This is a genomic window from Pseudomonas frigoris, from assembly GCF_047758635.1.
GTDB lineage: Bacteria > Pseudomonadota > Gammaproteobacteria > Pseudomonadales > Pseudomonadaceae > Aquipseudomonas > Aquipseudomonas frigoris.
The window spans coordinates 4,493,045-4,513,960 of the sequence record NZ_CP180479.1 but is presented as its reverse complement, the minus strand read 5'-3'; the positions used below and the strand labels follow the sequence as shown (position 1 = coordinate 4,513,960).

Sequence of the window (20,916 nt, the reverse complement as noted above, 5' to 3'; positions counted from 1 at the left end):
CCATGGATTGGTCAGCATTGTGGCTGTCGCTCAAGCTGTCCTTCTGGACGATGCTGATCCTCTTGCCCATCGGTATATGGGTAGGTCGCAAACTGGCCTGGTCGTCATTTCGTGGAAAAAATCTGGTGGAAGCGTTACTGGCGTTGCCACTTGTATTGCCACCGACTGTGCTTGGCTTCTATCTGCTGATGTCGATGGGAAGACGCTCGCCTATTGGCCAAGGCTACGAGTCACTGTTTGGTCACCAACTCACGTTTTCTTTCGAAGGTCTGTTGGTGGCCTCAATAGTATTCAACCTACCGTTCGCGATACAACCCATGCAGCGGGCTTTTGAAGGCGTCGGGCAGGATATTCGAGAAGCGGCTCGCTGCTGTGGTCTTTCGTCCTGGCGCATATTGTTGCGAATCGAGTTGCCCCTGGCGTGGCCCGGCATTCTGTCGGCGTTGGTGATGACATTCGCCCATACACTGGGTGAGTTCGGCGTGGTGCTGATGGTAGGGGGCAGTATCCCAGGTGAAACCCGCACCATCGCCATCTCCATCTATGACAGTGTTCAATCCTTCGACGACCGCTCTGCCGGCCTTATGTCGCTGGTGTTGTTACTGTTTTCTCTAGGCGCTATCAGCTTGTCTTACTTTGCTACCTCACGTTTGAGCCGAAGTGCTAGCCATGGTTGAACGCAAGCAAGGCCTTAGCCTCAAGGTGCAACAGGACGGCCCCATTGCATTGGATGCTGAGTTTGAGTGTGAACCCGGTGAAGTTCTTGCGCTGGTCGGCCCCTCGGGCAGTGGCAAGTCCACACTGCTGCGCTGCATTGCCGGACTGTACACCCCTGAACATGGGCATATTCAGTGCGATGGTGAAAACTGGTTTGACAGCCGCAATCGACACCTCGTCCCCACTGTGAAGCGGCGCGTCGGCATGGTGTTTCAGCATTACGCCTTGTTTCCGCACCTCAATGCGCTGGAAAACATCATGGAGGCCATGCGCGAGCTTTCACCTGAGCAGCGACGTAACCGGGCACATGCTTTGATTGAACGGTTGCATTTGAATGGACTGGCGCAGCGCCGTCCTCATGAACTGTCCGGTGGTCAGCAGCAGCGTGTCGCCGTGGCGCGAGCGCTTGCCCGCGAGCCGAATGTGTTGCTGCTCGATGAGCCTTTCTCAGCTGTGGATCGTGCAACTCGTGAGTCGTTGTACAACGAGTTGGCCGAACTACGTCGTGAATTGCGAATGCCAGTGGTACTGGTCACCCATGACTTGGATGAGGCGACGTTGCTGGCTGATCGAATGTGCATTCTTTCAGATGGCCGAACCCTGCAAGAGGGCTCACCTGACCAGGTGATGCAAGCGCCTGTAACTACTGAGGTCGCCAGATTGCTAGGAATGCGCAATTTGTTTGTCGGCCGAGTCATTGAACATACGACTGCTTATAGTCTTCTGGATTGGCGTGGACAACTGCTGAAAGTACGCGCTCAACCACAGTGGCCAGTCGGACAGGTTGTAGGTTGGGGGTTGCCAACCTCTGACGTGCTGCTGATGCCGCAAAAGCATGAGCCTGGGGAGATGGACAACACTGTTCTGGTCGAAATCGAGCGCCTGTTGTCCTTGGGTGAACACATACGTGCTCTGCTGCGTTCGGGCGACGATCTGATTGCGATGCACGTACCGCGACACCTTGCGCAACGATACGAACTCGCGGAGGGGCAGCAGATCAGAATCCGCTTGCGTGGGGAGACCATACACTTGATGTCACAGATAGCGAGCAACAAACAGGAACCTCGGGATGCGGAAACATAAAGGCGAAGTGTTCCTTGGCGATTCGGTTGTCGGGTTTTTGGGGCTGCCCGGTCTGGAAGGAGCGAAGTTTCTGCGCAACCTTCTGGTCGGTCGTTTACGTATTCAGGTCTTACACCTTTGATAGACAGGGACGAACGTCGAGCTATGACGTCAAATCGAGAAAACAACAAAGTAACGGTATTTGGTAGCGGTACTCTCATCGGTGCATTAGGCGGGCTGATCGGGTTGGGAGGCGCAGAGTTCAGACTGCCACTTCTCATTGGCTTGTTTGGCTTTGGTGCGCTGGAGGCCATCATCCTCAATAAGGCCATGAGCCTCGTTGTCGTAGCCACAGCCTTACCATTCAGAGCATTCAGTGTTCCCTACACGGCCGTCTTTGAACGATGGGACATTATTGTCACGCTTCTCGTGGGAAGCCTTGCAGGCGCCTGGTTCGGTGCAGGATGGGCGACGAAGCTTAAAAGTAAAACCCTGTACCGTGTTTTGGCAGTGCTGCTCGTAGGTATTGCTGGTGCTTTGCTGTTCGGACATGAAACAAGTTCTACCGGCGTGGCCCTGTTTCACGGCGTGTTTCTGGCTATTGTCGGAATAGTAGTCGGCTTCGGTATCGGAGTGGTTGCTGCTCTGATGGGGGTCGCTGGCGGCGAGTTGCTGATCCCGACGATCGTTCTCCTATTCGGAGCTGACATCAAGCTCGCGGGTAGCCTCTCGCTTACTGTAAGCCTGCCCACCATGATTGTGGGTTTTACGCGTTACAGCCGCGACCAGAGCTTTTCAATCATCCGCGCTCAACGGCCCTTCATCTTGGTCATGGCAGCAGGCTCCATTATTGGGACATTCATCGGCGGGCAATTGCTCGGCCTGATCCCAACGGCATACCTGCTCCCGTTGCTTGCCGCCATACTTCTGATCTCTTCGGTGAAAGTATGGCGCCATAGCTGAACGTTAAATTATCGCTACAGAGGGATGCCCACGCTGAGTTCAGTGGGTTGATGGACCATTACAGTGCACTCGTTCGATAGCTCTTCATCTGCGAGATACGCGTACGCAGAACGACCATTGCGAATCAGATAGGGCATGCCCTCTGCCCAACCAACGTAATCAGGAATGCCCTTGGGAGTCACTGGAATAGAGACAACCCGGCACAGGGACGGTGTTAGGTAACGGGCCACTCAGGGGAGGTTCAGCCAGGCACTGCAGGTCAGAAACCGCCTCTAAACGGTCATTCATTTCTGTTTCTCACTATGGCGAGCTAACAGGACCTGCCCATCCCAATCCTCATCTGCCGCTCCTTTGGTCCGAGAAAGGAGCCGCCCACCATCAAGAACGGCCGCTAGCGTGCTCCGCGGTGCATTCACATCGGGCTGTGTTGACGTTAACGTGACGAGAGATAGGGGATGATAAAAACGCTCCTCGACAACCGAGCCAATCCACAGCGGTGCAGTTCGCCCGTTTGTGAGCTCGAAATCGACGACCCACAATCGAAGCACGAGGCGCGAACCGGCAGGTACACCATCGCTATACGGTCGAACGAGGGTCAGACTGGGAAGGCGACCACTGGCGAAAAGTGGAATGACCGGAAGACCGGCAGGGTCGGCCTGGGCGGTAAGCCAATTCAGGGCATTCAACGGTGTCCAGGCCGCAGAGACGCGCCACTCGTTCCGTTGCAGGACATGTTGCAGGTCCTGCAAGCCACCGGCCCACTGGAACGTCAGCGGCTCATTCGTCTCGCCAGTGAGATCGATACGCCGCGCCGGCAGTTGCTGCCAACCCGACGCCCACCAATCGGTGGCGGCCATGGTCGGCGTCCCCACCTTGACGACATAACGACCGCTGTCCGTCGCATGACTGCGATAGATATTGAAGCCGCCGGCAAGGATAAGTGCCGCACATCCGAGGGCGAGCCGCCCCCCTGACCCAATGTGCTCGGCCTGCCGCCGCAGGTAGAACAGGCTGAGTAGTGCCAGCCACGCGGACCCGAATGCCAGTCCCCCGAGCACGTCGGAAAGCCAATGCGCACCGAGGTAGAGGCGCGAGAATGCAATTAGAAATATCAGGGTGGCTGCGCCAAGAGCGACCGCGAGGCGCCGTGCCGGGCGGATATCACGCGCGATGAGAAAGGCGAGAAAACCGTATAGCACGACATTGATCGTGCTATGGCCGCTGGGGAAGGAAAAGGCACTCCACCCGGAATAGAGAAGCTCTCCAGGGCGAGTTCGATACAACGCTACTTTGATGACAATGTTGAACACCGAAGCGCCGGCGATTGCCACCAGCCAATAGGCTGCTGTACGCCAGGCGCGTTTCCACATGAGCCATAGCAAGACAGCAATCGTGACCGCCACCACGACCTTGGTGTCACCGAGTTCTGTGATGGCAATCATCACCGCATCGCCTGGTGTTGTGCGTAGATCCTGGAGGGCGCGGTATATCGCACTGTCTGCGAGCAGCAACGGGTCACCGCTCACGACGTCTTCAAGGACACCGAAGAAAAGCCAGGCTGCACCGACGAGAAGGACAGTCGGTAGTGCGAGAGCCCGCGCTTCGGGCCGTGAAGGATCGAGCAAGCTGGTGAGTCGCCGGCTCAACCAGGTGTCGTGAGTGCCGGCCCAGCTCCTTAGTCGCTCCACTCCGACGATGAGGTAGGGGATGCCGTGACGCAACGTCCAGCGCACGATTTGCAGGACCGCCCAGCCCGCCGCGACCAGAACGACCAGCAAAATCGCGAGCGGCTTTGCGGCCGCACCGAGAATGCTGAACGTCGCGCCGACGAGCACACCGGGCAGTATATGCGACGGAGCCCAGGCGAGCGCCGACGCGACATTGACGGCATAGAACCGACTGACCGCCATTCCCAGCATGCCGGCGAGGAGCGGAACGAAGGCGCGGACGCCCGGAGTGAAGCGCGCGAGAAAGACACTCTTGTCGCCGTGACGCGTGAAAAAGGCTTCGCTGCGCTGAATCAGTTCGGGGTGCCGGTTCAGTGGCCAGAGGCCTAGAATCTCGCGGTGGTATCGGTGCCCGAGCCAGAACGAAAGACCATCACCCGCGATGGCACCTGACGTGGCGGCGACCAGCATCGGCCAGAGCAATAAGACGCCGCCCGGCACCAAAGTGCTGAGGGCGAGGATCACGGCTGTGCCGGGAACGACGACACCGATGATCGGGATTGATTCGGAAAGTGCCAGGAGAAACACCGCCAGATAAGCAACATGCGGATGCGCCGTCAGGAACTCGATGACCGATGAGACCAAGGACGTCATAATTCGCGGGCTGCCCATAACCTCGTCTGCGGATGAAGCTCAGCAGATAAGAAATAAAAAAGGTGCCTAACGCAGACACCCAAGACCCGCCTCTCAACCAAAGGAATGAACCGAGAGGAGGCAGTAAAACTGTAGCTCAAGCCCCATGACTCTACTCCCCACTAGTAGTGGAGGATGATCTTCCGTAGCGACAGATCATCACGCCCTGTTCACAGGCCTTCGCTCAGGATCAGCAAACGTCCAAAATTTCAGGATTAAGCTCGTGACCAATGGTGCAGGTGAATTGATCGCCGCCTTGTTTGCCTCAATCGTATTTCAAAGCGCGTCGCCCGCCGGAGGCCACACAAAGGTCATTGGATGGGCCGAGGAAGGTCTGATCTGGCCAGAAAGAATAGCTGTCAGAGCCAAGCTAGACACCGATTCTTCAACGTCAAGCATTGATGCCAAGCAGCTTGTCCTGTTCAAAAAAGGGGATGTGCCGTGGGTTCGATTTAATATCGCGCTGAAGGACAATAATGATGGGTTACCGATAAACCAGTCCTTCGAACGTGAAATCGTCGGTCAAAGTCCCAGACAACCAGACTTCCACGATGGGGAAACGACCAATCGTTGAAATGGATGTATGTTTCGGACAGAGAGTTTACAAGGAGAACTTCGCTCTGGATGATCGAAGCAAGATGCTCTACCCGATGATCGTTGGACAGCACCTCATCGGCAAACTGGGCTTTGTCGATGCCTCTAAGACCTTTACCGTTGAGCCGCACTGTGCAGCTATAGGGCCATAACACGCTTCGGCTTTCCTGCACAAAGCCTAATCTAGGCACTCCCTGGAAACTCGATGCATATCCCACCATTACAGGTGTCAGTGGCCGGAGCGTGAAGGCCGAAAGCTTTTTCATCTGTTCTTAACGCCGCCACCCAACTGTCGCCCCGGCGGATACTCAGTTGCCCTTGAAAGCCAGCCAAGCAGCTGCCAATGCAGCCAGCCAAACCATGACGATGAGCACTGCGGCGAACTTATTCACCGGGCGCTTCACATGGTTTTTCTCCCACTCACTCGCTTTTAGCTGACACTCCTCCAGCACCAAGGGTGGCATCAACCGGATAGCGAGCAGAATGCCGAGTGGAAGAATGATTACGTCATCCAGATAGCCCAATATCGGGATGAAATCAGGAATGAGATCGATGGGGCTCAATGCGTAAGCCACCACGAAAATCGCAATCCATTTTGGTAGCCAAGGCGTTTGGGCATGCTGATAGCAAAACCACAGCACCATGGTCTGGCGTTTAAGGCTTTTTGCCCAACGACGCAGATGGTCAAGAATGCCTTTCATTTCAGCGCCTTTGGGGACAACGTGGAAAAAGTCATTAATACAACTCGTTGAGGGTCAGTGTTTAATGAGGAGCCGTTAGCCAGCGGATTAGCTGGTCATGGGGGAATCACACACTGTGGGAAAATCGCAAGGTGAAACGGCTACCACCGCTCGGGCTGGGCTCATGCTGAACATTCCATCCAAGATGCTCGGTCACGCGCTTGACGATCGACAGTCCCAGCCCCGAACCACTGGAGAAGTCATCATCCCCTCTGACGAAGCGATCAAATAGACGGGCACGTACGGCCTCTGGCAATCCCGTGCCGCAGTCTTCCACCACAATCCCAGCTGCATTCAAGCAAACAGTGATGGAGCCTTGTTCAGTATGCTGGCAAGCGTTACGCAGCAGGTTACTCACGGCGATGGTGACCAGTTCCGGAATGGCTCGTACCGAAACCTCCTCAGTGCAGAAGAGATTGAGTGTCAGGGCCTTTCCACGGAGCAGAGGCTGGCAACGCTCCAGTTCACGTTCAATCAGGGGACGCAGGTTGATCAGGACGAGGTCGGTAATTTCCGGCACACGGGCCAGCTGTAATAAGGCCCCTACCTGCTGTGCGGTTTCCGAGGCATTACGTCGAATGCGTTCGGTCATGACCAGAAGGTCCGGACGATCCTGCAAGCGACTGGTGAGGACCTCCGCTGCGCCGAGCATAATCGTCAGAGGGGTACGTAGCTCATGGCTGACGTCAGCAGTGAACCAGCGTTCGCGCTGCAAGGCATAGCTCAACTGGTTGGTTCGATCATCAATAGCCCTCGCCAGTACACCAATTTCGTCAGTGGCATCGAGGCCGGGCAGCCGATCTATCGCATGCTTATTCTGAACCGAGGAGGCCAGATTGGTCAGCGGCCGAATTACCCGGTTCGCACTGACTCTGCCGATCAAGATGGCTAATCCGATACCGCCGAGGAATGCGATGCCCAGGGTGATGTAGGAAGAGGACTCGATAGACTCGAAGTCGCTTTGGTCATCCACCACGGCATAACGCTCGCCATCGGCCTCACCGATCAGAACGTGCAGTCCCCGTCCGTTCAGCTTCATTTCGTGCGTGCCCAGTCCTAACGATTGCAGAGGCTGTGGAATCAGCGCGCCTTTGAAAAAGCTCAGATCGAGGGTCTGTGACTGCACCACATGAAATGAATCTGCGGCCCAAAGATCAGCTGCGCGCACGAGCCGATTATCGATGAGTTCCTTCTCGATTTTCCCAACGACAAAGAAAGCGGCACCGGTGAAAAAGCCAACGATGATGACCGCCAGCAACACATAGGCAGCAACCATGCGACCGCGTAACGAGTCACTTTGAAACATGGTGGTCGACCAGTCGATAACCTACCCCTGACACGGTGAAAAGCATTGGAGGGGATTGTGGGAAGGATTTGTCGATTGCCTGCCGTAGGGCGTGGATATGGCTTCGTAAGGCATCGCTGAGCGGCGGATCGCCTTTCCAGAGTTCTTGTTCAAGTTCCTCACGGGTTACCAGACTTGGGGCTGCACGCATCAGTGCCACCAACATCTTGTAACCGAATGGCGTCAACTCGACCCGCTGTCCCGCTCGGCGCGCTTCAAAGGTTCCGGGGTCAAATTCCAGATCACCAAAACGCAGCATCTGATCGGTTCTTAGTGTACTTGCTCGCCTCACCAACGCATGAAGCCGCGCTTCCAGTTCAATCAACGAGTAGGGCTTGACCAGGTAGTCATCGGCTCCCGCCTGTAATCCTTTCACCTTGTCATGAACCGTGTCTCGCGCCGTGAGCATCAGCACTGGCGTATTGCATTGCTGCTCTTCACGTAACCGTCGGCACACTTCCAACCCATCCAGGCCTGGCAGCATGCCGTCCAGGACGATCACGTCGAAACGCTGCTCAGCCACCCGAGCCAATCCACCCTGTCCCGTGCGGGCATTGTCGAGTTCGTGTCCGAGGGGCTCGAAATACTCGTAGAGGTTGGCCACGATGTCCGAGTTGTCTTCAATAATCAAAATTCGCATGGTTTGGCTCAAATAACCTCATTCATACATGGAAATCGGTGAGCCGATGCGGCCGCCACTGGAGCGAAAGCGGCGCCCGTAGCGACAACCTTTTTGCATGACCCGCTCGGGTCGCCATCGAGGTCTATTTGGCAGACGCGCCTTTGCTGCACTTAGGTTCCATGGTGAACGTATGGGAAACATCCACCAACCCCAGATTCTCCAGAGTACGGCGTCCGATGAGAACGGGGTAATTCATCTTGCCTCGATCCTTCAAAGAGAACTGCTCGTTATAAACCTGGTCGCCAATGCATATTGTCATCTGCACCACCGGCCGGTGCTCGGCACCACCGGCACCCCGGACTTTCACATTACGCTCAACCTTACGCTCGAACGGAGCGGTGACCAGCTTTCCCGTTTCGCTGTCTTTCACCTCAACATTGAAGCGAACCCATTTTTCACCGTCTTTGCGGAACGGCTCAAGGTCCTTGGCATCCAGTGAGGAGGTCAATGCCCCGGTATCCAGCTTGATCTTCACCGAAATATTTTCGGGCATCAGTACGCCTTCCTCAATCCAGCCAAAGACCTTCGTTGGGCTTTGAGTCGCCGAGAAGGCCGGCTGTATCAGTGATAGCCCCAGAACGGATGCTGCGAGCCATTTTGCTGTTGAGCGTGCCATATGAAGCTCCTTCAGGATTCGAAGCATCAGTCTGCATAAAGTACCGTCAACGATCCGTTAACACGCACTTCTTGATTTTCAGTGACCAAACCAACGACTTCTTCACGGTCCGTCGGGCAAGCTTTCGATTTAATCAGTAATGCTTTGAATGGGGTCTAGCGATATGTCGTTGTCTTTTACTGGGTCGAATTGGCGCAGGTTTTTGTTCGGCGTATGTCTGACAATATTAGTTGGGCTGGGCTATCCAGCGTGGCGCCATTTCTACCCAGTAACTGCCGCAAACGGCTGGGACTACGAGGTCTTCCATAGCGCTATTCCGATGGTCAGCGCGCTGGCAGTGGACGATCAGAACGCTGTGTTCGTCAGCCAGGAGCTTTCCAATGAAAAGGGGAAGATCCTGCGTTTGAAGCCAGATGGCAGCACCACCGAAGTTCTGACAGGACTGTCCAAACCGGACGGTCAAGTCATGTTCCGAGGTGGTCTGGTGACTGGGCAGGAGGGCGGTACTTTGCCGGTGCTGTGGCTACATGATGGGAAGAGCGACGCGTTGTTCGAGGCTGACAATGTCGAAGGGATTGCCACCGATGGCCATGCGTTGTTCGCCATAGAGGATAAGACGCCGGGGCGACTGCTTCGCTACGATCCCGAGACCCACGAGCTCAGTGTCCTTCGCGAAGGGCTCGACGAAGGTGAAGGCATCAGCATTTGCCCGGATGGGCGCTTGTTTTACACCGAGAAGGCAAAGGGCTGGGTCAAACAATGGAAGGCTGAAGGCGTTGACACAGTCGTTGCCAAGGGTTTGAACGCTCCGGGATTCGTGCAGTGCACAGGGGACGGGCTCTGGATCACAGAGGATGCCACCCACATGGCCCGACTGTTGCTGCTCGACTCGTCCGGTAATCTCCAGGTGATTCTCAATCACTTACGTGCTACACAAACCATCATCCGACTCGATGCTGATCGCTACTTGCTGGCCGAACAAGGACGTAACCGCATTCTTGAGCTTAAACGCATTAGCAGATGAATCAGCCAGCAGATTTATCTTCACATCCTTTTTACCAGGTATGTACTTGTGTCCAAATCGTTGTCTTGCCACAACTCACAGGGGATCTTGGCGAGATTTGATCTGTAACCTTATAGGCATAGCTCGGCTTTCACTTTTTTGACTGAGCCAGCCTGTTCGACTCTCAGTGAAGAAGCCGTTAATACGAATTCTTAATTTTCAGTGGCCGAACTAACGGTTTCTTCACGGTCCCTCGGGCAGGCTCTCGGCTGAATCAGCCACGCTTTGAATGGGGTCTAGCTCTATGTCGTTGTCTTTCACTGGGTTGAATTGGCGCAGCAAAAAAGCGCTTTTTGCCGCACTCGTTATCGTGCTTTGTATAATAGCAGCCTACTTTCTATTCAGAGCGCCTCGACTGCCCAACCTTGCTCACAGTACGCCCTTGGAAATTACCAATCTGAAATCGGCATGGACCAATGGGAATGTTATTGTTCTCATTCGCCACGCAGAACGCTGCGACCAATCGAGCGCTCCCTGCCTGAATGCCCCAGATGGCATTACTACAAGGGGTAAGGATGTTGCAGTGGGGTTGGGCGAGCAATATCAAAAGCTCGGTCTTGATAAGACAGATATTTTTACCAGCCCCCTGACGAGGACCAAGCAGACCGCCATCTTCATGTTTAACCATGAAGTTGAAGGTCAGGAGTGGCTTGCGTCCTGCCGAGGTATCATGCTGCAAAAGTCGGTTGAAACTAAGCGTAAAGGACACAACCTGATCCTGGTTACGCACAGCAGCTGCATTCGGCAAATCGAAAAAAGTTTGAATGTGCATGCACCTGAAAAGCCACCTTATACCTCTTCGCTTTTCTTGTTATTCGGCGAGAATGATAAAAGACCACAAGCGCTCGGTTTTTTGAACACACAAGACTTTAGTGTTGAATTTATGAGTCGGAAATAGTCATGGCCGTCCATGAACTCAAGATTCCGTTGGCTGACTCAACGTCAGAGTCCTGAACTCTGCAAGTTGGCTGGATAGCACGGCGTTGTCTTGCAGAAGGAGCCTTCGGTGGCCAACTCGGATAATTGTTTCCGCCTGGATCAAGCGATCCGTAAGCAGGTACCGCTCCTGCTCGCTCAGGGCCAGGTACGTCCGCGTCTCAGCCAACACTGTTTATTGCGGCCTTGTCACTGCTTCGACGCGGTGAATTCGTGCAACAATTGCCCGCAGCGCATTATCGCAAATGGAGGTGCTCAAGCGTCCGCCATGCTTTTTTTGGGGTCGAGGTGATTCGTCATCCGTCGCTGGTCAGGTCAATGCAAGTGAGTGGTCAGTGGGAATGCAAACGACTGGTCAAGTCGAATGCAAACAAGTGGTCAACAGCAATGCAAACGGGTGGTCAAGTGGGGTGCAATTTCGCAGTCGAGCGGCAACCGTTCATTCACTCATTAGCAGCCTAGCGATTCTGCTCGAACGCCCGCTTCCGGCGACTCTGTTGAACACTGAGAAAGTAGCAAGTTCTGTTCGGCGCTTCAGCTAAATGAGCTTATTGCTATTGAGCTGGGGATGAGCAAAACGACGCTTGACCTTACCCCTGCGGCAAGGTCCAGAATTATAAAAGGGACGGCCAGGGGTTAATAGTAACCAAAGTACGCCCCTCTACAGCTGTCGCCGGTCCTTACCTTCTGGCAAATCAGCAGTCTCTTGCCGGGGCCTGCCAGAAACCAAGGTCGTAGATGAGGAGAGCCGTCATGCGTAACACCATTACCTACACTGCCCTTGCTACCTTCATAGCCCTTGGAACTGTTGCCACGGGTTTTGCCGAACAGGCCAAAAACCCCGCCCAAGGCAGTTCCGAGACAAAAAAGGGTGAGGACATGCACATGATGGACGGCAACCATATGCCGATGATGGACATGCAGGAGATGTCCAAGATGATGAAAAACTGCAATGCCATGATGGAGAACATGAACCAACACATGGGCATGGAGTCCCCGAAGGGTGATAGCAAGGCACAATAGCGGTTTGGCCCACGTCGGCCGTCTCTGTCCCTCGCCTCGGGCGACATGAGCTATTGCTCCCTGGGTGGCGGCGCTGTTTGTAAGGTCGCCACCCCGATTCCCAGCCTTTAAGCGTGATATGCCGTTTCACTGCGGCAGTCAAAGGAGGCGTCCGGCCATGAGTGGCTTCACCATGCACTATGGGCACTGGGGGTGGGTACTGATCATGGTGCTCATTGCATCCTGGGTCCTCTACCATTTCGTCGCTCCACGCAGTTGGCGTGACTGGATGGGCGCAGGTTTAGTGCAAGCGTTCATCATCGCGTTATATGCCGAGATGTACGGCTTTCCACTGACTATCTACCTGCTTACGGGTTTCCTGGGAATCGATCTCCCTCTGACCGGATTCTCGGGCCATCTCTGGGCAACAATGCTGGGCTACGGTGCTACCGGGGCCATGCTGGAAATGATGCTGGGCGCCGTGTTTATTGTGGTCGGCCTGGCTCTGTTGGTCCGGGGCTGGGTTCAGGTTTACCGCACAAGTCTGGAGGGGAAGCTGGCGACACAGGGTGTCTACGATGTGGTCCGCCACCCGCAATACACCGGGATCATGCTAGCGGTCTTTGGACAGGTGATTCACTGGCCGACGGTGATCACGTTATTGTTGTTTCCCCTGATCGTTTTGGCTTATGTCCGTCTAGCGAAGCGGGAGGAGTCGGCCTTGACCGAACGTTTTGGCGAGGAGTATCAGACCTATCGGCAGCGGGTGCCCATGTTGTTCCCACGCTTGCGGAATTGGTGGGAGTTCATCCATTCACTGCTCTTTGCTTATCAGCAATAGCCTAGTGTCCTCTGAGCCTGCGTGACGAACACGTCATCGCAAAACGGGTTACACGGACTACTTGGCCGAAAAAAAAGGCGCCTAACTCAGGCGCCTGAAACCATCCTCCAAACCAAAGGAGCCAAACAGAAGGATGGTGGAGCAATCAACTCTTCATTACGCCGTAGGGCTGCAAGCCTTTCGCTGACCTGTGCACCTATGAATGGTGGATAGCTGGTCCGATACCAGCTTGTGAAGGTCGAACCAGCCATCCACTCCATTGTTACTTCAGGGGTTTGATTGACACGATGGTGGCCGCCATTCCCTCGGCACGAAACTCAAACGCTACTTGATCCCCAGCCTTCAGGCCTGCCAGTTGTTTGGTTGTGGCGTTGAATGCCATGGTCATGGCTGGCCACTGCACGGCGGGAACAGCGCCATGAGCAATAGTCACCGTATGTTTCGTGGTATCGATGGCCTTGATCGTACCCTCGGCTTTGGCCACTGGAGCCGGCTTGGTCTCCTGTTTCATCGGCATGCCTTCCATGGGCATAGCGTCCATTTTCATACCCTGCATGTCCTCTGCTTGGGCGGAAAGAGACAGTGCGACAACGGTGCTTGCAACGGCGATCAGGGTCAGTTTCATACGACTTTTCCTTGAGGGTTGGTGGATACCACGGGGAGGTGCCGACGGCGCATCAAGCGGTAGGCCGCCGGAATAACGAACAGGGATAACAAGGGAGCAGTGACCATGCCGCCGACCATCGGCGCGGCGATGCGACTCATGACTTCGCTACCGGTGCCGCTGCCCCAGAGTATCGGCAATAGGCCGGCGATGATGACTGCGACGGTCATGGCCTTGGGTCGAACACGCTGCACAGCGCCTTCGCGAATCGCGGCGACCAGCCCACGCTCGGTGTTGTCACCGAGGTCTTCACGTTCGGCCCAGGCGTTCTTCAGGTAGAGCAGCATGATCACCCCAAATTCAGCCGATACACCGGCCAGGGCGATAAAGCCGACACCGGTGGCTACCGACAAATTGAAGCCCAGCAGATAGAGGAACCATGCTCCACCGGTGAGAGCGAATGGCAGCGTGGCCATGATCAGCAAGGCCTCGTCGAAGCGGGCGAACGTCAGGTAGAGCAGGACGAAAATGATCAGCAGTGTGGCCGGCACCACCAGCTTGAGTCGCGCATTGGCTCGCTCGAGAAATTCGAACTGCCCCGAGTAGCTCAGGCTCATCCCGGGCTGCAACGTGACCTGCTCACTGACGACCCGGCGCAGGTCGGCGACCACCGAGGCAATATCCCGCCCCCGCACATCAATGTACACCCAGCCGGACGGCCTTGCGTTTTCGCTCTTGAGCATCGGCGGACCGTCGCTGACCTTGATCTTCGCCACCGTGCCCAGGGTGATCTGGCTGCCCAATGGGGTGTAGATCGGTAATTGCTCTAAGGCGCCGAGCGAGTCACGCCACTCACGTGGGTAACGCACGTTGATCGGGAAGCGGGCGAGCCCTTCAATGGTCTCTCCGACGTTTTCACCGCCGATAGCGCCGGCGACGATCGACTGCACATCGGCGATGTTCAGCCCATAGCGAGCGGCGGCTTTGCGGTCGATATCCACATCGATATAGCGGCCGCCGGTCAGACGCTCGGCCAGGGCCGAACTGACCCCGGGCACGTCCTTGGCTACGCGCTCGACCGCTTGGGTGGCCGCATCGATGTCCGTCAGGTTGGTGCCGGCAATTTTCACCCCGATCGGGCTCTTGATCCCGGTGGCGAGCATGTCGATGCGATTGCGGATCGGCGGGATCCAGATATTGGTCAGTCCCGGCACATGGACCACCCGATCCAGTTCCTCCACCAGCTTCTCCTGGGTCAGGCCGGGTCGCCATTGCTCACGCGGCTTGAACTGAATGGTGGTCTCGAACATCTCCAGCGGTGCCGGGTCGGTGGCGGTTTCGGCGCGGCCAGCCTTGCCAAAGACGTGTTCGACTTCGGGTACCGTCTTGATCAGGCGATCGGTCTGTTGCAACAGCTGCGCGGCTTTCTGCGCCGACAACCCCGGCAGCGCCGAAGGCATGTAGAGCAGGTCGCCCTCGTCCAGCGGTGGCAGGAACTCGCCACCCAACCGCGATATCGGCCATATCGTGCTGAGGAACACCAGCAGCGCGACCAGCAGGGTGACTTTGGGCCGACGCAGCACCGCGTCCAAGGCAGGTTGATAGATTCTGATCAACCAACGGTTTAGCGGGTTCTGTTCCTCACTGGGAATCCGTCCGCGAATCCAGTAGCCCATCAGCACCGGTACCAGAGTCACCGACAGTCCGGCCGCCGCCGCCATAGCATAGGTTTTGGTGAACGCCAGAGGGCCGAACAACCGTCCTTCCTGGGCCTCCAGCGTGAATACCGGAATGAACGACAGGGTGATGATCAACAAACAGAAGAACAATGCCGGCCCGACCTCGGCCGCGGCTTCGGTCATCACGTGCCAGTGATGTTCGCCCTTTAGTTCTTCGCCTGGATGAGCCTTGTGCCAGGCCTCGACCTTTTTGTGGGCGTTTTCGATCATCACCACGGCGGCATCGACCATGGCGCCGATGGCGATGGCGATCCCACCCAGGGACATGATGTTGGCGTTGATCCCCTGGTAGCGCATGACGATGAAGGCAATCAGCACCCCAACCGGCAGCGAGATAATGGCCACCAGCGATGAGCGCAGATGCCAGAGGAATATCCCGCAGACTAAAGCGACGACGATGAACTCTTCAATCAACTTGTGGCTGAGGTTTTCCACGGCGCGGTCGATCAGCTTGCTGCGATCGTAGGTGGTGACGATTTCCACCCCGGCCGGTAGGCTTTTCTTCAACTCGTCGAGCTTGGTTTTGACTGCTGCGATGGTCTCGCGGGCGTTCTTACCGCTGCGCAGAATCACCACGCCGCCGACGGTTTCACCTTCACCGTCGAGTTCGGTGATGCCACGCCGCATCTCCGGCCCTAGGTGGATCGTGGCCACATCGCCCAGGGTCACCGGTACGCCACCCACCCCGAGCTTGAGCGGGATGGCGCGGAAGTCATTCAGAGTCTTCAGATAGCCAGAGGCGCGCACCATGAACTCGGTCTCTGCCATTTCCAGTACCGCACCACCGGTTTCCTGATTGGCCTTGCCGATGGCTTCGGTCACCTGCGCTTGGGTGATGCCCAGGCTGGCCAATCTGAGTGGGTCGAGCTGCACCTGATACTGCTTGACCATGCCCCCGACGGTGGCTACTTCCGCCACATTGGCCAGGGTCTTCAGTTCAAACTTGAGAAACCAGTCCTGCAGAGCCCGTAGTTGCGCCAGATCATGTCCACCGGTGCGATCTACCAGGGCGTACTGATAGATCCAGCCCACCCCGGTGGCATCGGGTCCCAAGGCCGGTTTAGCACTGGCGGGCAGGCGACTTTGTATCTGGCTCAGGTACTCCAGCACCCGCGAGCGGGCCCAGTACAAGTCAGTGCCGTCTTCGAACAGCACGTAAACGAAACTGTCCCCGAAGAAGGAATAACCACGCACCGTCTTGGCCCCTGGTACTGAGAGCATTGTGGTGGCCAACGGATAGGTGACCTGGTTCTCGACAATCTGCGGCGCTTGTCCTGCATAAGGGGTGCGGATAATCACCTGCACATCGGACAAGTCTGGCAGCGCATCAATGGGTGTGCTTTGCACCGACCAGATACCCCAAGCGGTGACGAACAGCGTTGCCAGTAGCACCAGGAATCGGTTGGCCACTGACCAACGAATCAGGGCAGCGATCATGGCTGACCCCCTAGCTTTTCCAGACGCTCAACGCGCAAACCATCATCGGTTTGACTGACTGATATACGAACCTTGTCGCCCGACTTGAGCCCCTGCATGAGTGCAGGGTCGGCTAACGGAAAGGTCATGGTCATGCCTGGCATACCCAATGTCTTGAAGGGACCGTGGGCGAGCGTCACGTCTTTGCTATTGATCTGCAGGACTTGTCCCTCCGACTCATGAAGGGCCGGGGCTGCGGTGGGAGGTGCTGGCATTTCCAGCGTGCTGGCGACGATGCCCTTGAGGCTGGCCTCGGAGTCGAGCAGAAACTGTCCCGAGCTGACCACGTGTTGACCTTCTTGCAGGCCTTTCAATATCGTTGTCTTGCCGTCGTTTTCCTGCCCGAGTTGCACTTCTACCGGACGGTAGCGACCAGCGTCTTCGGCAAGCATCACCAGAGTGCGCCGACCGGTGCGGATGACTGCCTCGCTCGGCACCCACAACACGCTTTGCTCGGTCGAACGACTCAGGCGCACCTGCGCCGTCAATCCCGGTCTGAGGCGCCCGTCGGGGTTGGGCAGTTCGACTCGTACGCGAACGGTGCGACTGTCCGGATTGGTCTCGGGCAGAATCGCGCTGACCGTGCCGTTGAGCACTGTCCCCGGGAAGGCTGGCAGACGTGCTTCTACCGTTTGACCGACGATGATCGATCCAGTCTCCGACTCTGGAACGGCTACGGCCAGCCAGACGCTACTCAAGCCATTGACGCGTGCCAGAGTCTCACCGGCCGCCACGGTCATACCCGTACGTACATCCAACTCTTGCAGCACACCACCAATGGGGCTGGTGAGGGTCAGGTTCGGCTGGACCTTGCCGCTGCGCTCTACCTGAGCAATCAGTGCCGCCGGCATTCCCGTGAGGCGCAGCCGTTGGCGTGCCGCCGCCAGCAAGTCAGCATCACCGTTACGTTTAAGTGCGAGGAATTCTTCCTGAGCAGCGGCCCATTCCGGCACCAGGATATCCGCCAACGGTGCATTTGCCTTGAGCACATCGCCGGGAGCGCGGGCATAAACCCGCTCAACAAAACCGGCGGTACGCGCCTGAATCACGGCGACGTCCCGCTCGTTGAACGCCAACACGCCGACCACGTCCAGACTGGAAGCGAGGACGCCACGGGTGACGGTCGCGAGGCGCAGTCCCAAATTCTGAGTCAGGCCCGGGTCGATGCTGATGGCGGCACCGGTGGTTGCGCCATCCGCGTACTGCGGTACCAGCTGCATGTCCATGAAGGGCGATTTGCCCGGTTTCTCGAACTTCTGCTGCGGGACCATCGGGTCGTACCAATACAGCACCTTGCGTTCGTCTTGCGTCTTGAGACTCTGCTCGGGGCGCGCATCAGGCATTGCGTTCATGCGTTGCTGAGCGAACCAGTAACCGCCTGCAACCCCTAGGGCGACCGACAAGCCAGTCAACACAGCCGTTTTCCAGAATCGAGTGCTCATTGGCTGGTTTCCCCATAATTGAAATACAAGCGCGCATTGGTCAGGGCTCGCTGTTCTTCGACGTCGATCTGTTTGAGACGGGCCTCGATGAGTTCACGTCGAGCCGCGACGACCGGCGCCAGATCACCCTTGCCGGCGCGGTAGCTGGCCATGGTCAGCCCGACCTTTTCCTTGGCTAGGGGCACCAGACTTTCCTGACTGCGGCGTACAGCACGGTTCAGACGCTCGTAGTCGGCCAGATCCGCCTCCAGTTGCTCGGTATGCTCGCGTGTAAGGGTTTCGCGCTCGGCTTCCAGTTGATTCAGCTCAGCGTGTTTGGCGGCGATCTTGGGATTTTGTCGGGAGCCGGGGAACAGTGGTAGGTCAAAGGTGAATTGCACGCTGACCATGTCGCCGAACTCCCGCCCGCGGCGCTGGTAATCGAGTTCCCAGCTCCAGTCGGACTGCTTTTCCGCCTCGGCTTCATGCACCTTGGCTTCGGCTTCGCGGGTCATCGGCGTGAAAGCCGCCAGCGCGGGATGATGTTGCAGCTTATGGGAATAATCTGACGTATCGACGGTCCATTGCGGCAAGCCACCGGTTGGCTCGTCGTTGGCCGCCGGGCCAATCCAGCGCTTGAGGGCCGCTCGAGCTTGAGCACGCAGGCGGATCAGTTCGTCCTGTTGTTCCGCCAACTGAGCTGCCTCCTGTTTCGGTGTTACCGCATCGGCAGGCTGGGCACGACCACCGGCGATCTGCGCCCGAACAGTATCGGTCAACAGACGATTTTCTTTGTAAAAGTCCAGGAACAGCGCCTCTTTACGCTCGACTGAATAGCTGCTGATCCAGGCCAATGCCGTGGCCTGGCGGACATTCAGACGCTCGACTCGACTCTCAGCCGCGGCTCGATCGACGGCCGCCTCGGCCACCTCAATACGTGCTTTGCGTTTGTCGCGGTTGGGCACTTCCTGCATGACCCCAACCATCTGCATGGTCATGAAGTCCTGGTCTATGCGCCAGCGATCGGGACCGCCAATGGGGTAGTTCTGCACGCCCAGCAGTAATTTCGGATCGGGTAATTCACCGGCCGGAATGGCAGCACTACTGGCGGCTTGCAGTTTGGCGGTTTGGGCCATCAGCGACGGGGCATTGTTTTCGGCCAGTCGCAAGGCTTCATCGAGTGTCAGCGGGGCGGCTAGGCTCGGCAATGCCAGCACGCTTGCCGCCAAGGCAGCCACGACGGGCCACCCTGTGCAATAGCGTATGGAGTTCATGCTCACGATTCCTGTGATGTTCCACTGCGCGCCTCTTAGACATGCGCGCAGAAATGCCATCCCGCCAAGGCAGGATGAGACTCAGTGTGGTACAGGAATCAAACGCGAGGCGGTCGCCACACCCCGGACGGGGTCTGAATGGGCAGGAAGTCGCTGAAGAGGGATAGCACCAGCGGACTGGAAAAACGGGTGGCAGGTTTCACAATCGACACTTGCAGCAAACTGCCGCTCTTGCACTCCTGACCAGGCTTGCAGGGTTTGCCATGATCGGAGGGGCTTTTCATGTCGTGACAGCAGTCTTGACCCATATCCCCCATCATCACCATGCCCGCTGTTTTCATTGGGCAAGGTTCTGTCGGTGCCTGAATACCCGCCATCCCGCTGAGGGGAAGCGCCAGGCTAATCAGGAAAATGAGACAACAGCGCAGGTAGCGTTTCATGCGGGGGAGTCTAGCTGCTGGTAACGGACTGTACAATTATGAATCTGTCAGGAAGAGCCCGTCGGATGCATCTGAAGGTCAATAAAAACCTCCTCATGTAGAAACAAGGACTCGCTAAACAGCCAGACACAGCTCATGGCATGTCGCTCGGATCACGTTTGATCGGTTTGTCCTTAAGTGTGTCATCGGTAGTTGGGGCATCTTTGTGCATGCCGCGCATACAAAACACCATCATTAGCGGACACAGCAGCAACAGCAAGAGTGGCGCAGCGGCCACGATCCAGGTTTGAAAAGCCGGGAACAAGACATAGGCTACCGCCAGGATAATGGCGGCACCGACGCCAAGCCGGAGCATTGTGGGGTTATTACGAGTCATGATGCTCTCCTTTCGGGCAAGTCATGGGAAGTAGGTCATCCAGAACCGGCCCAAATGGTTGCTCAGCGTCATCGCAATGCTCGGCCAGATTTGACAGAGCCTCGCGCATGACCTCAAGCGTGATAATTCGCGCATTCAGCGCATTGATGTTGCTCAGCGCAATGACCTGAACCTCGTTGTCAGGACGATTGCGGTCGCGCCATAACGTCAGCAAGGTACGAACCTGTTCAACCGGGAACCCCAGATCCCGCGCGTGATGAACAAAGCGCAAAACCTGTACATCGTCCTCGCGGTAGATGCGATAGCCAGACCGCGTGCGACGTGACTGTGGGATCAGGTCGATGCGCTCGTAGTAGCGGATCATCCGAGTGGACACGCCACTGACACTTGCCGCCTCACCAATGTTCACTAGATCCTCCTACTCGAAGAACCACCGAGTCAGCCCTATGCTTGTTGTGCAGGACGCGGGTCATGCCAGCTACTTCGAGCGTCCATTACCGAACACGACCAGCGGGCAAGGTAGCTGGCCATCGCCAATTTCCTGAAGTACCTCTTTACCTTAAGGTTGGACCTTGTCATTGCGGCAAGGTCAAGCAGCAGCGCAATTGCTGTCGTTTGAGTAACCATCTCAACGCCGATCACGCAGAAATGTTTTCTAATTCAAG

General features: G+C 56.6%; 22 protein-coding genes. 10 read left to right on the top strand and 12 right to left on the bottom strand.

The window, feature by feature from the left end; translation table 11 throughout:
* Nucleotides 1-2: 2 nt before the first annotated feature.
* The 4 genes from modB to ACMXYH_RS20555 are packed head-to-tail and all read left to right on the top strand — an operon-like array spanning nt 3 to nt 2,742.
* Nucleotides 3-677 (top strand): molybdate ABC transporter permease subunit, encoded by a 675-nt coding sequence (gene modB, locus ACMXYH_RS20570; RefSeq protein WP_415764727.1) that lies wholly within the window; start codon nt 3-5, stop codon nt 675-677.
* Nucleotides 670-1,800: an ABC transporter ATP-binding protein gene (locus tag ACMXYH_RS20565; protein ID WP_415764725.1), complete on the top strand. Its 1,131-nt coding sequence runs from the start codon at nt 670-672 to the stop codon at nt 1,798-1,800. Before modB ends, ACMXYH_RS20565 begins: the two co-directional genes overlap by 8 nt.
* Nucleotides 1,787-1,921, top strand: a complete 135-nt coding sequence (locus tag ACMXYH_RS20560) for a hypothetical protein (RefSeq protein WP_415764724.1) — start codon at nt 1,787-1,789, stop codon at nt 1,919-1,921. The genes ACMXYH_RS20565 and ACMXYH_RS20560 overlap by 14 nt, the downstream gene beginning before the upstream one ends.
* A 23-nt stretch (nt 1,922-1,944) precedes the next feature.
* Complete coding sequence (locus tag ACMXYH_RS20555) at nt 1,945-2,742, top strand: sulfite exporter TauE/SafE family protein (protein WP_415764723.1); 798 nt, start codon at nt 1,945-1,947, stop codon at nt 2,740-2,742.
* Between the two features lie 284 nt (nt 2,743-3,026).
* Here the strand turns inward: ACMXYH_RS20555 and ACMXYH_RS20550 are convergent, their stop codons facing one another.
* The gene (locus ACMXYH_RS20550) at nt 3,027-5,081 is read right to left on the bottom strand and encodes a bifunctional DedA family/phosphatase PAP2 family protein (RefSeq protein WP_415764721.1); all 2,055 of its coding nucleotides are present in this window, start codon (nt 5,079-5,081) and stop codon (nt 3,027-3,029) included.
* 244 nt (nt 5,082-5,325) lie between these two features.
* On the opposite strand from ACMXYH_RS20550, the gene ACMXYH_RS20545 reads away from it, so the two are divergent.
* Both ACMXYH_RS20545 and ACMXYH_RS20540 read left to right on the top strand, forming a co-directional pair.
* Complete coding sequence (locus ACMXYH_RS20545) at nt 5,326-5,676, top strand: RimK/LysX family protein (RefSeq protein ID WP_415764720.1); 351 nt, start codon at nt 5,326-5,328, stop codon at nt 5,674-5,676.
* Nucleotides 5,654-5,848 (top strand): RimK/LysX family protein, encoded by a 195-nt coding sequence (locus ACMXYH_RS20540; protein WP_415764718.1) that lies wholly within the window; start codon nt 5,654-5,656, stop codon nt 5,846-5,848. The genes ACMXYH_RS20545 and ACMXYH_RS20540 overlap by 23 nt, the downstream gene beginning before the upstream one ends.
* A 156-nt stretch (nt 5,849-6,004) precedes the next feature.
* Here ACMXYH_RS20540 and ACMXYH_RS20535 read toward each other — a convergent pair whose 3' ends face one another.
* From ACMXYH_RS20535 to ACMXYH_RS20520, 4 genes are all read right to left on the bottom strand, one after another.
* Nucleotides 6,005-6,397, bottom strand: coding sequence for a YkvA family protein (locus tag ACMXYH_RS20535; protein ID WP_415764717.1), 393 nt, complete (start codon nt 6,395-6,397; stop codon nt 6,005-6,007).
* A gap of 106 nt (nt 6,398-6,503) precedes the next feature.
* Nucleotides 6,504-7,712 carry a sensor histidine kinase gene (locus ACMXYH_RS20530; protein WP_415764715.1) on the bottom strand — a complete coding sequence of 403 codons (1,209 nt, stop codon included), beginning with the start codon at nt 7,710-7,712 and terminating at the stop codon, nt 6,504-6,506.
* A 16-nt stretch (nt 7,713-7,728) separates the two neighbouring features.
* A complete protein-coding gene (locus tag ACMXYH_RS20525; protein ID WP_415764714.1) occupies nt 7,729-8,421 on the bottom strand; it encodes a response regulator transcription factor in 693 nt (230 codons plus the stop codon).
* Between the two features lie 124 nt (nt 8,422-8,545).
* A complete protein-coding gene (locus ACMXYH_RS20520) occupies nt 8,546-9,079 on the bottom strand; it encodes an ATP-dependent zinc protease family protein (protein WP_415764512.1) in 534 nt (177 codons plus the stop codon).
* A 163-nt stretch (nt 9,080-9,242) separates the two neighbouring features.
* Between ACMXYH_RS20520 and ACMXYH_RS20515 the strand changes: the two genes are divergently transcribed.
* The 4 genes from ACMXYH_RS20515 (at nt 9,243) to ACMXYH_RS20500 (ending at nt 12,921) form a co-directional block, all read left to right on the top strand.
* Nucleotides 9,243-10,103 (top strand): hypothetical protein, encoded by an 861-nt coding sequence (locus ACMXYH_RS20515; protein ID WP_415764713.1) that lies wholly within the window; start codon nt 9,243-9,245, stop codon nt 10,101-10,103.
* A 283-nt stretch (nt 10,104-10,386) separates the two neighbouring features.
* Entirely contained in the window at nt 10,387-11,040 is a 654-nt protein-coding gene (locus tag ACMXYH_RS20510; RefSeq protein WP_415764711.1) for a histidine phosphatase family protein, read from the top strand.
* Nucleotides 11,041-11,831: 791 nt separating this feature from the next.
* Nucleotides 11,832-12,101: a hypothetical protein gene (locus ACMXYH_RS20505; RefSeq protein ID WP_415764709.1), complete on the top strand. Its 270-nt coding sequence runs from the start codon at nt 11,832-11,834 to the stop codon at nt 12,099-12,101.
* 157 nt (nt 12,102-12,258) lie between these two features.
* Nucleotides 12,259-12,921 (top strand): methyltransferase family protein, encoded by a 663-nt coding sequence (locus ACMXYH_RS20500; RefSeq protein ID WP_415764708.1) that lies wholly within the window; start codon nt 12,259-12,261, stop codon nt 12,919-12,921.
* A 262-nt stretch (nt 12,922-13,183) separates the two neighbouring features.
* Here ACMXYH_RS20500 and ACMXYH_RS20495 read toward each other — a convergent pair whose 3' ends face one another.
* The 7 genes from ACMXYH_RS20495 to ACMXYH_RS20465 all read right to left on the bottom strand — a co-directional run bounded on the left by ACMXYH_RS20495 (nt 13,184) and on the right by ACMXYH_RS20465 (nt 20,660).
* The gene (locus ACMXYH_RS20495; protein WP_415764707.1) at nt 13,184-13,546 is read right to left on the bottom strand and encodes a copper-binding protein; all 363 of its coding nucleotides are present in this window, start codon (nt 13,544-13,546) and stop codon (nt 13,184-13,186) included.
* On the bottom strand, nt 13,543-16,701 hold the full coding sequence (locus ACMXYH_RS20490) for an efflux RND transporter permease subunit (RefSeq protein WP_415764705.1): 3,159 nt from the start codon (nt 16,699-16,701) through the stop codon (nt 13,543-13,545). The genes ACMXYH_RS20495 and ACMXYH_RS20490 overlap by 4 nt, the downstream gene beginning before the upstream one ends.
* Nucleotides 16,698-18,182, bottom strand: coding sequence for an efflux RND transporter periplasmic adaptor subunit (locus tag ACMXYH_RS20485; RefSeq protein WP_415764704.1), 1,485 nt, complete (start codon nt 18,180-18,182; stop codon nt 16,698-16,700). The genes ACMXYH_RS20490 and ACMXYH_RS20485 overlap by 4 nt, the downstream gene beginning before the upstream one ends.
* Nucleotides 18,179-19,435, bottom strand: a complete 1,257-nt coding sequence (locus ACMXYH_RS20480) for a TolC family protein (RefSeq protein WP_415764703.1) — start codon at nt 19,433-19,435, stop codon at nt 18,179-18,181. Before ACMXYH_RS20480 ends, ACMXYH_RS20485 begins: the two co-directional genes overlap by 4 nt.
* A 98-nt stretch (nt 19,436-19,533) precedes the next feature.
* A complete protein-coding gene (locus ACMXYH_RS20475) occupies nt 19,534-19,875 on the bottom strand; it encodes a hypothetical protein (RefSeq protein WP_415764702.1) in 342 nt (113 codons plus the stop codon).
* A gap of 133 nt (nt 19,876-20,008) precedes the next feature.
* The gene (locus ACMXYH_RS20470; protein ID WP_415764701.1) at nt 20,009-20,251 is read right to left on the bottom strand and encodes a DUF2933 domain-containing protein; all 243 of its coding nucleotides are present in this window, start codon (nt 20,249-20,251) and stop codon (nt 20,009-20,011) included.
* Nucleotides 20,241-20,660, bottom strand: a complete 420-nt coding sequence (locus ACMXYH_RS20465; protein ID WP_415764700.1) for a MerR family transcriptional regulator — start codon at nt 20,658-20,660, stop codon at nt 20,241-20,243. Before ACMXYH_RS20465 ends, ACMXYH_RS20470 begins: the two co-directional genes overlap by 11 nt.
* Between the last annotated feature and the right edge of the window lie 256 nt (nt 20,661-20,916).

Bases quoted from the DNA above. Each gene is read 5' to 3' on its own strand.
- ACMXYH_RS20500 (WP_415764708.1), top strand. From the start codon at position 12,259: ATGAGTGGCTTCACCATGCACTATGGGCACTGGGGGTGGGTACTGATC.
- ACMXYH_RS20525 (WP_415764714.1), bottom strand. From the start codon at position 8,421: ATGCGAATTTTGATTATTGAAGACAACTCGGACATCGTGGCCAACCTC.
- ACMXYH_RS20480 (WP_415764703.1), bottom strand. From the start codon at position 19,435: ATGAACTCCATACGCTATTGCACAGGGTGGCCCGTCGTGGCTGCCTTG.
- ACMXYH_RS20470 (WP_415764701.1), bottom strand. From the start codon at position 20,251: ATGACTCGTAATAACCCCACAATGCTCCGGCTTGGCGTCGGTGCCGCC.
- ACMXYH_RS20490 (WP_415764705.1), bottom strand. From the start codon at position 16,701: ATGATCGCTGCCCTGATTCGTTGGTCAGTGGCCAACCGATTCCTGGTG.
- ACMXYH_RS20550 (WP_415764721.1), bottom strand. From the start codon at position 5,081: ATGGGCAGCCCGCGAATTATGACGTCCTTGGTCTCATCGGTCATCGAG.
- ACMXYH_RS20515 (WP_415764713.1), top strand. From the start codon at position 9,243: ATGTCGTTGTCTTTTACTGGGTCGAATTGGCGCAGGTTTTTGTTCGGC.
- ACMXYH_RS20530 (WP_415764715.1), bottom strand. From the start codon at position 7,712: ATGGTTGCTGCCTATGTGTTGCTGGCGGTCATCATCGTTGGCTTTTTC.
- ACMXYH_RS20495 (WP_415764707.1), bottom strand. From the start codon at position 13,546: ATGAAACTGACCCTGATCGCCGTTGCAAGCACCGTTGTCGCACTGTCT.
- ACMXYH_RS20505 (WP_415764709.1), top strand. From the start codon at position 11,832: ATGCGTAACACCATTACCTACACTGCCCTTGCTACCTTCATAGCCCTT.
- ACMXYH_RS20560 (WP_415764724.1), top strand. From the start codon at position 1,787: ATGCGGAAACATAAAGGCGAAGTGTTCCTTGGCGATTCGGTTGTCGGG.
- ACMXYH_RS20475 (WP_415764702.1), bottom strand. From the start codon at position 19,875: ATGAAACGCTACCTGCGCTGTTGTCTCATTTTCCTGATTAGCCTGGCG.
- ACMXYH_RS20535 (WP_415764717.1), bottom strand. From the start codon at position 6,397: ATGAAAGGCATTCTTGACCATCTGCGTCGTTGGGCAAAAAGCCTTAAA.
- ACMXYH_RS20485 (WP_415764704.1), bottom strand. From the start codon at position 18,182: ATGAGCACTCGATTCTGGAAAACGGCTGTGTTGACTGGCTTGTCGGTC.
- ACMXYH_RS20565 (WP_415764725.1), top strand. From the start codon at position 670: ATGGTTGAACGCAAGCAAGGCCTTAGCCTCAAGGTGCAACAGGACGGC.
- modB (WP_415764727.1), top strand. From the start codon at position 3: ATGGATTGGTCAGCATTGTGGCTGTCGCTCAAGCTGTCCTTCTGGACG.
- ACMXYH_RS20510 (WP_415764711.1), top strand. From the start codon at position 10,387: ATGTCGTTGTCTTTCACTGGGTTGAATTGGCGCAGCAAAAAAGCGCTT.
- ACMXYH_RS20520 (WP_415764512.1), bottom strand. From the start codon at position 9,079: ATGGCACGCTCAACAGCAAAATGGCTCGCAGCATCCGTTCTGGGGCTA.
- ACMXYH_RS20555 (WP_415764723.1), top strand. From the start codon at position 1,945: ATGACGTCAAATCGAGAAAACAACAAAGTAACGGTATTTGGTAGCGGT.
- ACMXYH_RS20540 (WP_415764718.1), top strand. From the start codon at position 5,654: ATGGGGAAACGACCAATCGTTGAAATGGATGTATGTTTCGGACAGAGA.